General features: G+C 64.9%; 13 protein-coding genes. 8 read left to right on the top strand and 5 right to left on the bottom strand.

Going from position 1 to position 15,157, the window contains the following annotated elements; genetic code table 11:
• Positions 1-16: 16 nt before the first annotated feature.
• The 3 genes from mmsB to betC are packed head-to-tail and all read right to left on the bottom strand — an operon-like array spanning position 17 to position 3,971.
• Positions 17-928 (bottom strand): 3-hydroxyisobutyrate dehydrogenase, encoded by a 912-nt coding sequence (gene mmsB / locus ACSQ89_RS31130; RefSeq protein WP_436293042.1) that lies wholly within the window; start codon positions 926-928, stop codon positions 17-19.
• A gap of 6 nt (positions 929-934) precedes the next feature.
• Positions 935-2,434 (bottom strand): aldehyde dehydrogenase family protein, encoded by a 1,500-nt coding sequence (locus tag ACSQ89_RS31135; protein WP_093110641.1) that lies wholly within the window; start codon positions 2,432-2,434, stop codon positions 935-937.
• A 13-nt stretch (positions 2,435-2,447) separates the two neighbouring features.
• The gene (betC, locus tag ACSQ89_RS31140) at positions 2,448-3,971 is read right to left on the bottom strand and encodes a choline-sulfatase (RefSeq protein ID WP_436293041.1); all 1,524 of its coding nucleotides are present in this window, start codon (positions 3,969-3,971) and stop codon (positions 2,448-2,450) included.
• 82 nt (positions 3,972-4,053) lie between these two features.
• Between betC and ACSQ89_RS31145 the strand changes: the two genes are divergently transcribed.
• From ACSQ89_RS31145 to ACSQ89_RS31165, 5 genes are all read left to right on the top strand, one after another.
• Positions 4,054-5,277 (top strand): CaiB/BaiF CoA transferase family protein, encoded by a 1,224-nt coding sequence (locus ACSQ89_RS31145; protein WP_093110637.1) that lies wholly within the window; start codon positions 4,054-4,056, stop codon positions 5,275-5,277.
• Positions 5,274-6,008: an enoyl-CoA hydratase/isomerase family protein gene (locus tag ACSQ89_RS31150; RefSeq protein ID WP_436293040.1), complete on the top strand. Its 735-nt coding sequence runs from the start codon at positions 5,274-5,276 to the stop codon at positions 6,006-6,008. Before ACSQ89_RS31145 ends, ACSQ89_RS31150 begins: the two co-directional genes overlap by 4 nt.
• A 900-nt stretch (positions 6,009-6,908) precedes the next feature.
• A complete protein-coding gene (locus tag ACSQ89_RS31155) occupies positions 6,909-7,190 on the top strand; it encodes an HU family DNA-binding protein (RefSeq protein WP_436293039.1) in 282 nt (93 codons plus the stop codon).
• Between the two features lie 256 nt (positions 7,191-7,446).
• Positions 7,447-7,872, top strand: coding sequence for a hypothetical protein (locus ACSQ89_RS31160; protein ID WP_436293038.1), 426 nt, complete (start codon positions 7,447-7,449; stop codon positions 7,870-7,872).
• The gene (locus ACSQ89_RS31165) at positions 7,869-8,720 is read left to right on the top strand and encodes a hypothetical protein (RefSeq protein ID WP_436296792.1); all 852 of its coding nucleotides are present in this window, start codon (positions 7,869-7,871) and stop codon (positions 8,718-8,720) included. The genes ACSQ89_RS31160 and ACSQ89_RS31165 overlap by 4 nt, the downstream gene beginning before the upstream one ends.
• Before the next feature lie 656 nt (positions 8,721-9,376).
• Here ACSQ89_RS31165 and ACSQ89_RS31170 read toward each other — a convergent pair.
• Together ACSQ89_RS31170 and ACSQ89_RS31175 are read right to left on the bottom strand one after the other, a co-directional pair.
• Positions 9,377-10,000 carry an excisionase family DNA-binding protein gene (locus tag ACSQ89_RS31170; RefSeq protein WP_436293035.1) on the bottom strand — a complete coding sequence of 208 codons (624 nt, stop codon included), beginning with the start codon at positions 9,998-10,000 and terminating at the stop codon, positions 9,377-9,379.
• Between the two features lie 418 nt (positions 10,001-10,418).
• Complete coding sequence (locus tag ACSQ89_RS31175) at positions 10,419-11,495, bottom strand: hypothetical protein (protein WP_436293034.1); 1,077 nt, start codon at positions 11,493-11,495, stop codon at positions 10,419-10,421.
• 279 nt (positions 11,496-11,774) lie between these two features.
• Here ACSQ89_RS31175 and ACSQ89_RS31180 point away from each other — a divergent pair, with 279 nt between their 5' ends.
• The 3 genes from ACSQ89_RS31180 to ACSQ89_RS31190 are packed head-to-tail and all read left to right on the top strand — an operon-like array spanning position 11,775 to position 15,014.
• A complete protein-coding gene (locus tag ACSQ89_RS31180) occupies positions 11,775-13,028 on the top strand; it encodes a site-specific integrase (RefSeq protein WP_436296793.1) in 1,254 nt (417 codons plus the stop codon).
• A complete protein-coding gene (locus tag ACSQ89_RS31185) occupies positions 13,025-14,011 on the top strand; it encodes a tyrosine-type recombinase/integrase (RefSeq protein ID WP_436295995.1) in 987 nt (328 codons plus the stop codon). The genes ACSQ89_RS31180 and ACSQ89_RS31185 overlap by 4 nt, the downstream gene beginning before the upstream one ends.
• The gene (locus ACSQ89_RS31190; RefSeq protein ID WP_436296794.1) at positions 14,004-15,014 is read left to right on the top strand and encodes a tyrosine-type recombinase/integrase; all 1,011 of its coding nucleotides are present in this window, start codon (positions 14,004-14,006) and stop codon (positions 15,012-15,014) included. The genes ACSQ89_RS31185 and ACSQ89_RS31190 overlap by 8 nt, the downstream gene beginning before the upstream one ends.
• The last annotated feature ends 143 nt before the right edge of the window (positions 15,015-15,157 follow it).

Genomic DNA, 15,157 nt, shown 5'->3' on the forward strand with positions numbered 1-15,157 from the left:
TCCTTGTCCGGTTCGCTCAGTGATGCGCGGGCTGCGCAGCGCCGAGCATCTGGATGATGGAAGAAAAATCGAGCCGGCCCCGGCCCGCGGCGCAATGCATCGCGTAGACGGAAGCGGCCGCGGCGCCGAGGAGCGCAGGCGAGTGGCTTCCGACGGCGGCCTGCTCGGCCAGGCGCAGGTCCTTGAGCATCAGTTCGGACGCGAAGCCGCCCTCGTAGCCGCGATTGGCGGGGGAAGACGGCACCAGGCCGGGCTCGGGTGCGTAGCTGGTGAGTGCCCAGCACTGGCCCGAAGACGTCGAGGCAATCTCGAAGAACTTCTTGGCATCGAGGCCCAGGCGCTTGGCCAGGTGCAGTGCCTCGGACACCGCCAGCATCGAGATGCCTGCGAGCATGTTGTTGCAGATCTTCGCGGCCTGTCCTGCGCCGGCCGCGCCGGCGTGAACGATGTTCTTGCCCATCGCGCACAGGATGTCGAGCGCACGCGCAAAGGCGGCTTCGGTGCCGCCCGCCATGATGGTGAGCGTCCCCGCGGCGGCGCCACCGACGCCGCCTGAGACCGGGGCGTCGAGCGTGACCAGGCCCTTGGCCTGCAAGCTTTCGTGGAAGGTGGCGCAGGATGCGACATCGATCGTCGAGCAATCGATGACCAGCGCACCCGGGGCGAAGGGCAGCGCCCGCGCCGCGAGCACGTCCAGCACATGGCGGCCGCTGGGCAGCATCGTGATCACGACCTCCGCGCCGGCCACCGCTTCGTCGACCGATGCGCGCCGCTGCAGCCCCGCCTCATGCGCGCGTTCCATGGAGCCCGCGCTCACGTCGAAGCATCGCACCTCGTGCCCTGCTTCCTTCAATCGGCATGCCATGGGAAAGCCCATGTTGCCCAGTCCGATGAAACCGATCACAGCCATGGTGTCTCCTTTGAGCAAGCCTGCTCAGGTCATGTTGAAAATCACTGTCTTCTTGTGGGTGAAGTGGTCCAGCATCGCCTCCAGCGAGGCCTCGCGCCCCAGGCCGGATTGCTTGACGCCGCCATAGGACAGGCCAGGCTGGACGACGATGTTCTGATTCACCTGCACGAAGCCGGCATGCAGTCGCCGGGTGGCATCCAGCGCCGTCCTCAGGTCCTGCGTCCAGATGGTCGCTGCCAGCCCGAAGTCGCTGTCGTTCGCCAGGCTCAGGGCCTCTTCGTAGCTGGAGAAGCGGATCACGCAGGTCACGGGGCCGAAGATCTCTTCCCGCGCGAGGCGGGAGGTGTTGTCGAGCCCGGTGAAGATGACCGGCCGCACGAAAAGCCCGGCCCGAAGCGCTTCGTCCGCGGGCAGCTGCGAACATTCGTGCGCCTGAGACCCGGGTTCGGAGCGGCCGTATTCGATGTAGCTCAGGACCTTGTCGAGCTGGGGCCGCGAGATGATCGTCCCGATGTCCGTCGCCTCGTCCAGCGGGTCGCCCATCTTCATCGCATCGACGCGCGCCTTGAGCATGGCGACGAATTCGTCGTGGACCTTCTCGTGCACGAGGATGCGGCTGGCCGCGGTGCAGCTCTGGCCCTGCCGGGTGAAGCGCATGCCGCTGACCGCGCCGGCGACGGCCTTGGGGAGGTCGGCATCGTCCATCACGATCATCGGGCTCTTGCCGCCCAGTTCGAGCGTGACGGGGATGAGCTTCTCCCCGGCGGTGCGCGCGACGATGCGGCCGGTCTCGACCGAGCCGGTGAACGTCACCTTGCCGACTGCCGGATGCGCGACGAGGGGTGCCCCGCAGTCCGGCCCAAGGCCGGAGACGATGTTCAGCACACCCGGAGGAAGCTTCTGGTTGAGGATCTGGCATACGCGCAGAACCGCCAGCGGCGCCTCTTCCGCCGATTTCACGACGACCGTGTTGCCTGCCACCAGGGCCGGCGCGATCTTCAGCGCCATCAGCATCATGGGCGCGTTCCACGGAATGATCACGCCCACGACGCCGATCGGGTCGCGTTGGGTGAAAGTCAGCATGTCGGGGCTGAAAGGGACGCTCTCCCCCTTGAGCTCCGAGCCGAGGCCGCCGTAGAACTGCAGTGCGTCGGCGACGACCGAAGCCTCCACGCGGCTCTCGGTGCGCAAGGCCTTCCCGGTCTCGAGTGCGACCAGCCGGCCGAGTTCTTCCACGTGGTCGGCCAGGAGGCGCGCGCATTCGGCCACGAGGGTGCCTCGCTTGCGCGCGGCCGTGGCGGCCCACGCAGGCTGGGCGCTTGCCGCGGCGGCGACCGCCCGGTCCACGTCGCTCGCATCGCTGTGGGCGGCATGCCCGATCTCGCGGCCGGTTGCGGGGTTGACGACCGGGAAGGTGCGCCCCGATCGTGCCTCGACCAGTGCGCCGCCGATCAGGTTGTACCCACTGAGGGCGCGCGCGAGGCGGTGCGGATCCGTGTCCGCAATCAGCTTGTCCTGAGTCATGCTGCGGCTCCTTTCATTTCCCGGCGGCGGCCAGCGGCGGCCAGCGCTTCTTGACCTTGATCACCCGCGCACTGCCGCGGCGCACGAAGCGGCGCGTGTCGTCGGTGCTGGCCTGGTAATCCCAGACCGGCTGCATGGCGTCGGGCAGCGAGTTGATGAACTTGCGCCTCGCCTGGCTGGCCAGCACCTGCTGCGTGATCGCCTCGGGGTCCCAGCGGGAGAGCACGCGCGCCTTGAGCTCGGCGACCACCTGCGGCTGCTGCTGCGCGATGTTGACCAGTTCGTTCGGGTCGGCCTCCATGTCGAACAGGAGGTCGGGATGGCCGTGCGTGTATACGTACTTGTACTTGCCGCGCCGGAGCATGCAGCAGGGGCCGGTCACCCCTTCGGCGGTGTATTCGACGAAGGCTTCCGCCTCGCCACTTTCATCGCCGGTGGCGACCAGCGGCACGAGGCTGCGGCCATCGATCGGCTCGACCCAGGCCGGCGCCTTCCCCTCGGTGGCGTAGTCCACCAGGGTCGGCAGCAGGTCCACGTGCGAAACCGGTTCTGCAATGCGCCGCGGCTTGGGTGCCCGGGGATCGAAGACCAGCAGGGGCACCTTGGCCGACCAGTCGAAGAACACCCGCTTGAACCACATGCCGCGTTCTCCCAGCATGTCGCCATGGTCGGAGGTGACCACCACGATCGTGTTGTCGTCGAAGCCGGCGCGCTTGAGCGTTTCCAGAAGGCGCCCGACCTTGTCGTCGATGTAGCTGACCATCGCGTAGTACGCATGCCGCGCGCGCCTGACTTGCTCGTCGGTCGCTCCTTCCTTGTCGAGCCCGTGGGAGTACTGCACCCACTGGCTCAGCTTGTCGCGCTCGTGCATCGGCATGTCGCCGACATTGGGCAGGTTGATCTCTTCCGGCTTGTACCGATCGAGGTACTCCGGCGGGACGTGGTACGGCGGGTGGGGATGCGTGAACGAGACGCACATGAAGAAGGGCTGCTCGTCATCGCGTGCGAGGTCGTACAGGCGCTGGATCGACTTGGCCTCCACCTCCTCGTCGAAATCGAGTTGCAGGCTTCGGTAGCAGGAGCCGCTTTCATCCACCGTGCTCAGGTTGTGGCCCGGCGAGTAGAAGCTGAATTCGCCTTCCGTCCAGTCCGCCACCCAGCCGAAGTCCGCGGGATAGATGTCGGTGGTGAGCCGCTCCTCGAAGCCGTGCTTCTGGTCGGGCCCCACGAAGTGCATCTTGCCGCTGAGGATGGTCTTGTAGCCCTGCTGGGCGAGGTAGTAAGGCAGCGTCGGCGTGGCCGCCTGGAACTCGCAGGCGTTGTCGAAGGCGCCGATACGCGTCGCGAACTGGCCCGCGAGGAGCGAGAAACGCGCCGGCGCGCAGAGCGGGAAGTTGCAATAGGCGTTGTCGAAGACGGCGGACCGCTCGGCGAGCGCCTGCAGGTGCGGCGCCTTCACTGCGTGGTTGCCGTGGAAGGGCAGGGCGGGGGCCGACAGTTGGTCCGCCATGATGAAGAGGATGTTGGGTTTGCGCATGGGGCTCCTTAATTGCACAACGGTTGCATTATGGTTGTATGCAATATAGACTGGCTTCCGCGATGTGACAAGTGGAGAAAACGTGACCGACCCAATTTCCCTGCCCCTGTCCGGCGTGCGCGTCCTGGATCTCACCCGCGCGCTGGCCGGGCCTTTCTGCACGATGATCCTTGGCGACCTCGGCGCCGATGTGATCAAGGTCGAGCCAGCCGGCGGCGACATGATCCGCGAGTGGGGGCCATTCGACCGCGGCACCAGTGCGTACTACCTGAGCGGAAACCGCAACAAGCGCGGCATCGCCGTCAACTTCCGCGACCCTGCGGCGCTGGACCTGTTGCGAGAGCTGGCGGGAAGCTGCGATGTCGTCGTGGAGAACTTCCGGGCTGGCGCCATGGAAGCGATGGGCCTCGCCTACGAAACGCTGGCGGCCGCGAATCCGCGCCTGATCTACGCGAGCGTGACCGGCTTCGGCCGCACGGGACCGGCCAGCGGCCGTCCGGGCTTCGACCAGATCGCCCAGGGCTATTCAGGCCTGATGAGCGTCACCGGCAGCGCCGAGTCCGGTCCGGTGCGGGTGGGGGTGGCCATTGGCGACCAGACCGCCGGCATGTGGTGCGCGATCGGCGTGCTCGCCGCCATCGCGGAACGGCACACGACCGGTCGCGGCCGGCGCGTGGAAACTTCGCTGCTTGCCGGCCTGGTCGGGCTGATGAGCGTCCAGGCGCAGCGCTACCTGAGCCTCGGCGAGGTGCCGGCGCTCGCCGGGAACACGCACCCAGTCATCGCCCCGTATGGTGTCTTCGAAACAGGCGACGGCCCCTTGAACATCGCGCCGGCGACAGCGGAGATGTGGAAGCGGCTTTGCGACGTGCTCGAGCTGCAGCAACTGGTCGACGATCCTCGCTACGCAACCAACGCCGCGCGGATGGAGCGCCGCGTCGAACTCAAGGCCATCATCGAGGCGAAGTTGAAGGAGCGCAGCCGCCGCGAATGGAGCGAGCGGCTCCTCGCGGCGGACATCCCGGCCGGGCCCATCAACAACCTGGCCGACGTCTTCGGTGATGAGCAGGTGGTCCATTCGCGACTCGTGGAGGAGATGCAGCACACGCAGCTCGGCACGATCCGGCAAGTGGGCAGCCCGGTCACGTTCGACGGCCGCCTGGGCGGATCGATCCGCCGCGCACCGCCCGTCCTGGGGGAACATACGTTCGAGGTGCTTCGCGAACACGGATATGCGCAACGTGACCTGGAAGCGCTCGCTCGCAAAGGCGTCGTCGTGCAGCATGCGCAGGGAGCGAGCGCATGAACATCGGCTCGGCACCCACGCTGGAGATCGTTGACTCGGTGGCGACCATCACGCTGCGCCGTCCCGCGCAGCACAACCGCATCGATCCGGACGACCCCGCGGTCCTCCTGCGCCATCTCGATGAAATCCGGGCCAATCCCTCCGTGCGGCTGCTTGTTCTCACCGGCGAAGGCGAGAAGACGTTCTGTTCGGGATACACGCTCGGGCAGATCGGCGCGCGCCTGGATCGATCCTTCGAGGACATGCTCGATGCGCTGGAGTCACTGGAGATTCCTACGCTGTGTGCGCTCAACGGCAGCGCCTATGGCGGGGGCACCGACCTGGCGCTCGCGTGCGACTTCCGCATCGGTGTTCGCGGTTGCAGGCTGTTCATGCCCGCCGCGAGGTTCGGATTGCACTACTACCCTGGCGGGCTGCGACGCTTCGCCGCGCGGCTTGGCTGCTCAGCCGCCAAGAAGATCTTCCTCACCGGAATGACCATGGAGAGCGAGGAGCTGCTTCGAACCGGGTTCCTGACGGAGTTGGTGGCGCGTAGTGAGCTTCAGTCGCGCGTCGACATCTACCAGGACCACATCGCGCGCTGCGATGCGCAGGCGGTCCGCTCGATGAAGCACCACATCAACGCCATTTGCGCGGGCGAATGGGACGAGGTGTCAGGCCGGACTGCTTACGAAGCGTCCCTGAGGTCGGAGGAAGCCGGCAGACGGCTGGCGGAGCTGGCGGGGAGGTAATTGCCGGGCGCCGACGAGCGCAGCCAGAAGGGAAGAATTTCATCAGCGGCGGCAGCTACGCACTTTCGAATCAGACCGTTCGACGGACTTCCAACTGCATGCTCTCCGAAGATTCCGAAGAACCTGCTTTGGGCGGTCCGCCCCGGAGGTCCGGTCCCGGCCGTATTCTTCCGTCGCACTGCGGCCGGAGAACTGGCAAGCCCGCTACGGTCGCTCGCATTGCAGCCTATGGTCTCCCATCCACGCCCTGATGCGCGCAAGCCGCTCTTGCGTGGAGAGGTCGCCCTCAAGGCTGTTGGCCGATTGTTGCCGGACCAGAGGTCAGTGCACAACGCTAAGCGCTGCGCGGCTCCTGAATGATGCGGACCTCGCCCGCCCACTCGGGGTCAGCACCGAACCATCACCAGCTTTGCGATTTCTTGTCCCATACGGCCCGCGGCAGGTGAGTTGCCGCTCGCATCTTGCTGTGGAAAAGATAGCAGGCGTCGCACCAACATGGCGTGCTGCACTGCACTGGCCCAACGCACACAGAACGTGCTTCTACCAATGAGGAAAGGCATTGTGCACTGCACCAAAACACGAATGTCAAGGCCTTGTTTTCCCCTTGACCGGTGCACGACTCTGTGGATAACCCAGTGAGCATCTCGTCGGAGCCGCATTCTGCTTGGCTTTCATTGCGGTGCTCATCGAACGAGCAACCCCATTCGCAATTCAAGTTTTGTGTAGGATCCGAAGTCCCTCTTGCGGAACCGCAGGCAACCGTTTTCACGGAGGGCCTCCCCGCCAACTGAGCAGCTTGGGCACGCCGTCACTGCCTGCCTTCAGGATACGCGTGAGCTCGTGTGGGTCGAGCTCCGATGAAGCTACCCTGCTCATCACGTTTTCAAAAGGAACCTCAGTTTGAACAAGACCGAACTTATCGCCGCGATCGCTGCGGACACTAACCTCAGCAAGGCCGATGCTGGCCGTGTACTCGACTCGGCACTTGAAAACCTGACGCTGGCCCTGGCGCGCGGGGAACCCGTGCAGCTGATCGGGTTTGGCAATTTCACCGTGGCGAGCCGTGCCGAGCGCACCGGCCGCAATCCATCGACCGGCGAGCAAATGACGATCAAGGCGAGCAAGGCGCCGAAGTTCACGGCGGGCAAAGCATTGAAGGATGCTGTCAACGCGTCAGCGTAGTCGCTGCCAGCTCGAACGCCGGGCGCGACGAATGCGAGGCCCAGCAGTATGTAGACCGAGGAGGCTCGCGCCATCAAGGGCGACAGTCGTCCAAATGCGGACGTTCCCCCCAGCTCGCCGATCGTCGCCTTCGTATTTGCGAATGATCTCCTCGACGGTTCCCTCGGCCTCATCGCCCGGCAGCATGCGGTCAGGGCGGCGAGAGAGCGAGACGTGCTTCTCCCACCAGAGCCGCGCCGCGTTCGGTGTCTTCGAGATGGCCGAGCTTGATCCGAAGACGATCTACGGGAAGATTGCCTTCATCCACCGGCAGTGCTTGGCGTTTTCTGGTGACAGGGAGCTGCGCCTGCTCCAGGGTATGACCCTCCCCAAGATGTATATCGCGGTTGACCGCCAGGCCCACAACGTGAACTGGTCGAGTCGAAGGGATCGACGAAACGTGGTCCTCAATGCGATTGCCAGTGCGGACCTGGAAAGCGGCTACGTTTTCGGCTTCCACCTCAACTTCGATCCCTCCATGGATCCGCTGCAGGTTGAGCGGGAAGCAAATGCCGCCGGCGATCTCGGGTCTATGAGCCCTTCAGGAAGTATGCGCGAGTCTGGCTTGCGCGCGACTACGCTGCCGCGGTGGCAAACAGCGCCAGGCTTCGGTCCAAAAGACTTGATGGCGGCGGCAGGATGACGCAGGTGGATCGCCTTGCAATGGAGATTGCCGAAACCTACGAGGATGCTGAGTCTCGGGCTGACGTCGAAGCCTCCGAATCCAAGAACAGCGACATGGCGCTGCCGTCGCACGGAATGCAGGTCAGAGAGTCGTACACGGTGCACGGCCACTTTCAGCTACTCGCCGCCATGCTCCAGGGGGCCGAGAAGGTGCGGGTATACATGGACCAGGACAGTGGCATCCGGGCCGCCTTCCTGGCGGCTTTCGTCGACCGGATCAAGGAGCGAACCGCTGACGGCTGGTACGTGTCGGTGCTCAAGGAAACAACCATCCACGACAAGGAAGCGGCGGTCAAACTTGCCCGAGATCGCCTGAAAGCGGAGGCGGAGATCCATCCAGGCCTGGACCAAGACGAACTGCTTGTTGAACTGATGAAGCGGGAAATGCGTTGCGCGACGCGAGTGGGTCAGTATGACGACCTGTGGCTCGAACATCCGATGCCGAGCATGAGCGAGCCAGCCAAGAAGGTCTGCTGGCTCACGGATCTTGGGGACTACGACGAGGAGCACGCGGCACGGCCCTATTCGAAGGCTAGCCTTCACGCGGTTGACCGGTTTTTCATGCAGACGCGCCGACGCCTGTCCATGGCCGAGCGCTCGATCATCACTGCCAGCAAGGACCGGCGCGTCTGGCACGGCCACTCGGCGTATCGGCCCGAAAACCTGGCCATGACCCTCGAAACGTTTCGAGTCTTCTACAACTACTGTAAGGCCAGTGACGATGGCAGAACACCGGCGATGCGCCTCGACCTTGCAAAGGGGCCTATTCAGCTTGAGGAGGTGCTGTACTTTCAAGGAAAAGCGTGAGCACGCCCTGGTCATCCTCTTGTGAAGCCCCATGCCGCAGCGAGACTGGTAGCAAATTGGTTGCAGTTCGATGCAGACAGGACGTCCAACAGATCTTCCTGGCTGATGGGCGGGGCCTTGAACCGGCCGATCATTTTGATTAGCACCCTCGCGACGTTGGGGTCCGCCGCGAGAAGATCGTTGAGGAGCGTTCCAGGCCTCGTCACTTGGACCATGGTCCCCGCAAATGCCTTCTGTGGCAGATCCTTCATGTTGCTTGTTACCAGCACGACTGACTGGCCCCCGCGAATCATTAATCATTTGGCTGAGCTTTAAGGCGCCGGCAGCCACGTGGGCGTCTTTGGGGTCAGTCGTGCCAGCGAAGTTCGCCTCCAATGTCTCGCTGCCAAGGACCAATGCGTCCGGGAACGCGTCGGCCATCAATCGAAGCAACTTGTCGACGCTCGCGGCGGATTGCCCGAACTTCGGCTTGAGGAGGTTTCGGCGAACCTCGACCAGGACTTGCTTGCCCCAGTGCGCCTGAATGAGCCCCGCATGCGCAAGATCCAAGAAAACACTTCGCAGGTATTCGGGAATTAGGACGTTTGCATCCAAGTACACCAGCGGCACCTGCCCCGGCGCGACCAAGGCCGCGCGCTGCAGCTTAGCTGCCGCCATCAGGAGGTCTTCACCCAGGGACGCTTTGACTTGGCGCGTGCGGCATTGAGCTCCCTTGTCCTCTGCTTCGTGGTGATGCTGTCCATTTCCAGGAAGGCAGCTTCACGCGAAGCACGCATTTCACCTTGAACCCGATCGACTTCCTGCCGTGGAATTCGGCGATGGCCAGATTGCGTTCGCTCAACGCCCTGGAAAGTGCCATCATCAACAAGGCGGGCCACGTATGGCCTGCTCACATTGAGCCGATCCGCGGCTTGCTGTGTGGTGAGCATTTCGGGGCTTTGGGCGCTGAGCTCAGCTGTTGATGCAGGCCTAACGCGAAGGATTACGGCGGTCGGTTCTTGCGGGTCAACCGCATACTCGACAACGAAGCGGCGATCTGGCTCGCCCTTGGGTCGGATCCGAACCGTCTGAACGGTGAGCAAGCCTTGCTTCTTGAGGTCCTCCAGAAAAAGGTGGCTTTGCTGGCCAGGAGGAACCAATTTCATTGGATCAACGCCTTGCACGACCTCTCGGATGGTGGTCGCCTTGGTGCGCGATGCGCCCGTCTGGATGGCCTTCCGGGCCGCGCTCGGCAGCCCTCGCTTTGCTGTTCGCTGAGAGTTCTTGAGCGCTTCGAGCACGGCGGACTCTAGGGTGCCAATATAGGGCCTCCCTGATACTCGTTGTGCCGTAGTGTGCTTCGCTCCTGCGTTGCCAGGCGCTTTTAGGGTCGTCATTCGACGAGGTTACCAAACTTCCCATCAATTCGCAAATATCGAAATCAAGGTCTCGCTCTGGAAGCAGCCCTGCGCGGCGCCATCAAGCTTAGAGCCACCTGTGGCCGGTGGTCGGCGGCGCGCATGGCTGGACTGTGGGTGCCGAGCTACACCAGCGGTGCATAACGCACGGGCAGACAGCTTTGAAAGGCTACAGTCGGCCATGAGCCGCCGACCACGATGGTCTGCTGTCCGGCAGCGCCGAACCCTTGCGAGCGGCCAGGACGCCTTGACGTGGCCATGGGCCGGTCGTCTTCGGGAGCCTTGCGGCGAAGCTTGTGGACTATTTGGCGGCGACGGCACCTGAGTCCGGCTCTTCGCCCAGCGAAGCGGCCACGTCCTCGAGATACGCCTGTCGATTGACGAGCCGCAGAAACTCGCGCCGATCGTCTACTAACGCAACGAACGGCATCGGACAGCGCAGTAACGCGCGCGAGCGTCGCGCCCGCGATTCGTCGCTCAGCGCCTTGGCGCTGGCGGCGAGTGCACTTTCTGGTAGCAACTCGGCCAGCAAGCGCCTCGTCACCCAGCTGGCTCGTTCTTCCGCGTGCCCCAACGGAACCCAGTCGCCCGACGCTGGCGCAATTGGGGAAGTCGGCGGGATCGCTGGGCGCTGCAACGCTGCAATGAAGCTGCTCACCAGCTGCCGAGCCATCCATGGCTCCATCGCTCCGGTGTCCGAAATCGTCTTCACAGTCGTGGTGATCTGCGGGTTTTCTGCTTGCGACGCCTCCGCAGTAACGAACGCGGCCTGCAGCCAAGGGAAGCGCCTGGCCAGCGCCCACCGCAGGTGCCGCACATTGGCCACCGCCACGAACTGGCGCTCAGCATTGGGGGTACGTTCCACGAATACGAACACCTTGACGCCGCGCATGCGTTCCATCATCACCGCAGCGATGAAAAGGCGCGACGTGAGCCATTCGTCGCCTTGGCCCAGCGCGATGAGCGAGAAGTCCGCAGGCTCGGTGGACTGGGCCTGCTCCAACATCATCCGGCTCGAATCGCTGACTTGCGCCGAACTGGTCGCAGCGCGAATGTCGTCCAACAATGGCGTCGCGGTCGATGGCTTAGCGGCCGCGAGCTCGAATTGCAGACTGAACACCGAGAGTTTGCTGATGCGCCCGCCGATGGCACCGATGAAGTCGCCGATCGGCTTGCGAAACCACACCGCCACGGCCAGGGCTACCAGGGGCCACGCCAACGACTTGGTCAACTCGACAAGCGCACCCAGGCCGGAATAGGTCACCGCGGTCGGAGCGGATGCAGCTGGCGCGCCAGAGAGAGCTTGCGCGGCACAAAACAACGGCGCAAGCAACGCGGCCGCTGCGATGACAAGAGATCGGTTGGTCTTGATTGACATGATGCGTCCGAGTAGATAGCGAAAGCGCGCAGGCCACCTCCACACGCCTGTGGACGCTGGCGCGACTAGCTTAGCCTGGGGCACTCGCGAGCGGCAGCAGATGGAGGACATTCGACAGCGGAAGCCGGCCATTAGGCACAGGACCCACTTATGAACAGTTGGCGGGACCGATGATCGCCTGAGGCGCACCGCACCTCGTGATCGAACCTCGTCCACGGGCGAGTCTGTACATAAGTTCGCATTTGCGGCAGCACGGCGGCTCCACTTCTGGAGCCCGCCATGCACAAGATTCCCTCTTTGCACCCAACCGTCCGCGGCTGGCTTTTCGACGGCCCGTTGGCCGAGCATGTTCCGGCATACGTCGCGCGGCTGAAGGGCGGTCGCTACGCGCCCAACACCTCGGCCCGCTGCCTCGGCGCCATCGCGCACTTCGCTCATTGGATGGCGCTGTGCCGGTTGTCAGCGAACCGGCTCGACGAGAGCCGCATCGAGCAGTTCCTGCACGAGCACCTCCCGCACTGCGGTTGCCCTCCGCCGGCGATGCGGCATCCGCGCGAGGCGCACGCTGCATTGATGCCGTTGTTGGCCCTGCTGCGCCAGCGCGGTGTTATCAGCGACCTGCCGTCGCCGACGGGGCCGATCGCCGACGAGCTCAGCCGCTACGACGCTCACATGCGCGACGCCCGCGGCCTGAGCGCAATGACCAGGACGAACCGTCTGCGCATCGTTCAGCGGCTGCTGCTCGCGAAGTTCGCCGGCCGCGCGTTGAGATTCCACGAGCTTGCGCCCGACGACGTGCGCCGCTTCATCGCCGAGCAGCTCGAACTACGCAACACGGTAAGCAACGCCATCACCATCAACGGTGCGCTGCGGGGCTACCTGCGCTGGCGCGGCAGTTGCGGCGACGCGGTGCAGCCATTGCTGGGCGTCATCAGCTCGCCGCCCAACTGGAGCTTGGCGTCGCTGCCGCGCGCGCTTACGCCCGAGCAAGTCGACCGCGTCCTGAACTCGTTCACGGGCACGCTGCGCTCGCCCAAGCGCGGCTACGCGATCGTCCGCCTGGCGCTTGATCTGGGCCTTCGCACCGCCGAGATCAACCGCCTGCGGCTCGACGACATCGACTGGCAGCGCGGCACCGTCACCCTCAAGCGCACGAAGTCGAAGCGCCAGGACGTGCTGCCGCTGCTGGAGGCCGCCGGCAAGGCGCTGGAGGACTACATTCGCCACGAGCGACCGGCAAGCCGCAACCGAGCGGTGTTCGTTCGGCATCTCGCCCCGCACGATCAGCCTGTGGGCACGGCCGCCATCCGCAGCGTGGTGCGCCGTGCGTTCCGCCGCGCCGGCATCCCGCATGAACGTACCCACGCCCTGCGCCATACCTTGGCCTGTCGCCTCGTGGGCAGCGGCAGCCCGATCAAGGAGGTGGCCGACGTGCTGCGCCACCGGTCGCTGAACACCTCCCTCATCTACGCCAAGCTCAATGTGGGCGCGCTGGCCGAAGTGGCGCTGCCGTGGCCGGGGAGCGCGTCATGAGCCGGGCCGTCAGCCTGGCTGCTCGGGTGGAGCAGTACCTCGCAGAGCGCCGTCGGCTCGGGTTCGATCTGAGGTCGATGCGCTATGGCCTGGACAGCCTGGTCGAGCATGTCAGGAAGACCCGGCATCGCGGCACGTTGACGATCGAGGTGATGGCCGCCTGGGCACGGCAGGCCAGGCAAGGCGCCGGAACGAATGCCACCTGGGCGCGCAGGCTGCGCCTGCTGCGGCCGTTCACGCGCTGGCTTCAGCAATTCGAGCCGGCTACCCAGGTGCCCGAGGAGGCGATGTTCGGTCCGATCCCGGGTCGGGTGACGCCGCACATTTACCACGACGAAGAGCTCGTTGCGCTGCTGGAGGCCGCCGGTCGCATCGGCCCGCCGACGGGGCCCCGCGGCGCCGTGATGCAGACGCTGTTCGGTCTGCTGGCGTGCACCGGGATGCGGATCTCGGAGGCGCTTGCGCTGGTGGACGCCGACGTCGACCTGAAGTCCGGCGTGTTGACCATCCGGCAGAGCAAGTTCGGCAAGCCCCGGCTGGTGCTGCTGCATGTAACCGCCGTGGCGGCGCTGCAGCGCTATCGACGCCAGCGTGATCGCTACGTGCGCGCCACCCCGGAGACGCCACTGTTGATCGGATCGCGGGGCCAGCGGCTGGGGCAGCCGCTCGGCGACCATCAGGTTCACCTCATCTTCGATCAGCTACGCCGCCGGCTCGGCTGGGTGGGCCGCGGCGCTCACGGCATGCCGCGCATTCATGACCTGCGGCACAGCTTCGCGGTGAGGCGGCTGCTGCTGTGGCACCAACAGGGCGTGGACCTGGATCAGCGGATGCTGGCGCTGTCGACATACCTGGGCCACGCCAAGGTCTCCAACACCTACTGGTACGTCAGCGCCGTGCCGGAACTGATGGCCATCGTCGGCAAGCGCTTCGAGCACTTCGTCGATCCGTGGGAGAGCCTGAGCGAGGACGGCGATGAGTAAGACAACGCCCAAGCCGCCGAGCTTCGCCGCGCTGGTGCAGGCCTTCTTCGCCGAGCACCTTCAGCAACAACGCGCGATGAGCCCCCACACGGTGGCCGCCTACCGCGACGCGTTCGTGTTGTTCCTGGACTTCGCGAAGAAGCGACTGCGCAAGCAGCCGACGGCGACCCGGCTGCACCACATCACGCCGAAGCTGATCCTCGCGTTCCTCGACCATCTGGAGCACGAGCGAGGCAACTCGGTGCGCAGTCGCAATGCACGGCTGGCGGCACTTCGCGCGTTCCTGAAGTTCGCCGGCCGGCGCGACGTCACCGCGCTGCATGTCGTCGAGCAGGCGCTCGGCGTGCCGATGAAGCGCTTCGAGCGCCCGATGCTCGGGTTCCTCTCGCGCGAGGAGATGCTGGCCATCATCGGCGAACCGGGTAACAGCTGGACCAGCCAGCGAGACCATCTGCTGCTGCGCATGCTCTACAACACTGGCGCGCGGGTGTCCGAGATCATCGGTGTCAAGCTCGCCGACGTAGTGCTCGACGGCGCGGCTTGCGTTCACCTGCAGGGCAAGGGTCGCAAGCAGCGCACCGTGCCACTGTGGCGTTCCACGGTCAGGCAGATCCGGACTTGGCTGAAGCTCAACCCGCAACTCGGGCCGGCCTCACCGCTACTGCCGAACCGTATCGGCACGGCGATGACGCGCAACAACGTGACGCAGCGGCTTGCCCTGGCGGTAAAGGCCGCGACCACGATCCAACCGCAGCTCGCCAAGCGCCGCATCTCTCCGCACATCGTTCGACACGCGACAGCGATGCACTTGCTGCAATCCGGCGTCGACATCAGCGTCATCGCGCTGTGGCTGGGGCACGAGAGCCCGACAACGACACATCTCTACATGGAGGCGGACCTCGCGATGAAGGAGCGCGCGCTGGCCAGGCTGCACGAGCCCGACGCGGCAATACGTCGTTACCGAGCTCCCGACTCGCTGGTGGAATTCTTGAAGACTCTGTAGTTATGGGCAGTACCCGGGTGCCGCGTCTCCGCCCCGTTCGAGGAGGGCGCCCGGGATCGCCCGGCGAACTGTTCATAACTGGGATCTGTGCCTAATGGCCGTTATGAACATCTATTCATAACGGCCAGGAGCACTCCTTCGCG

Source organism: Variovorax sp. LjRoot175, assembly GCF_964253805.1.
GTDB lineage: Bacteria > Pseudomonadota > Gammaproteobacteria > Burkholderiales > Burkholderiaceae_C > Variovorax.